Source organism: Streptomyces sp. NPDC048473 (assembly GCF_043200155.1).
Lineage (GTDB): Bacteria > Actinomycetota > Actinomycetes > Streptomycetales > Streptomycetaceae > Streptomyces.
In genome coordinates, this window is the sequence record NZ_JBICXE010000204.1 from 1 (window position 1) to 1,139 (window position 1,139).

General features: G+C 68.7%; 1 protein-coding gene. It reads right to left on the reverse strand.

Features of this window, described 5'->3' with window-relative positions; genetic code table 11:
• A partial coding sequence (locus tag ACGFU7_RS48250; protein WP_393705188.1) for a hypothetical protein occupies positions 1 to 829 on the reverse strand: 829 nt, incomplete at its 3' end.
• Positions 830 to 1,139 lie beyond the last annotated feature (310 nt).

Sequence of the window (1,139 nt, forward strand, 5' to 3'; positions counted from 1 at the left end):
CGACCAGGAGTGCGTCGCCCGAGGAGTGGAAGTCGCCTTGGCGCATTGTGACCACGCCCGCTGTGGCCAGGGCCGAGTAGCCGATCCCGAACACGCCGTACGGAGCGAGGGTGGCGGCGCCGAGCAGGGCCGGGGCCAGCGGAAGCCAGCGCGGGACGCGGCGACCGTGCAGGGGCAACGTCCAGCGGGGGAAGACCTGCCCCCAGGGACGGACCAGCCCCCAGAGCAGGAAGACGCCGAGCACGGCCAGCAACATGGTGGCGTCCAGCCCCCAGGACTCCAGGGTGAGCCAGATGTCCGAGGCTCCATTACGCCGGGAGACCGCCCGCATCTCCGCGCCGGATATCCCCGCGAAAGTACCGCCGGACGCCCAGATCAGCTTCATCCCGGCGTAGGGCAGGAAGGCCGCCGTCCCGACCCAGGCCGCGAGCTGAACCCGCCCGGACGCAGCCGACGGTTCCCGCACCCGGGCACCACCGGCCAGACGGTGCCCGGACCGGGCGGTAGCCGCGAGCAGCAGCATTCCCGCCGCGGCCAGTGCGTGGTTCGCCGCCGCCGCCCAACTGTCCACCCCCTGACCGAACATCAACGTGATCACGTCCATCAACAGGCCGAAGGCGGAGATCCCGGCCAGCACACAGAGCAGCCAGAGCAGCCCGCGAAGTGCCGCCGACAGCCCGTACCGCAGTATCGCCCCGCAGGACAGCACCGCTGACACTCCCACCGCCACGGCTGCCCATCCCAGCGAGGGCGGTCCCGGGTTGCCACCGTGGTGGAACAGCGGGATCCCGCTCAGCGCACACGTCAGGCCGAAGCAGGAATAGACCACTCCCCATAACACTGCTAACCAGCGTGCCAAGCGCGGCTGCCACTGCCATCGCATGAGCCATGACGTCCTCGATCTCCGTACAGCAACGGTCATGCTCCGAAGGTCACATCCGCGACGGCAACCCCGCATCGGCCTCATGAACCATCTGCCCTACCTCTGCGTGATGAGTTCCTCTCAGACTCAGGTATGCATCACGGAGAGTGACGTCTCGGCCGGTCGTCCACGAGTGGCTCTACCGCCACGGTCGAAAGTCTCCGCCCCCCATTCGGGCTGCTGACCGGTTCGGAAGCCGGAATCCGCAAGTACCCCC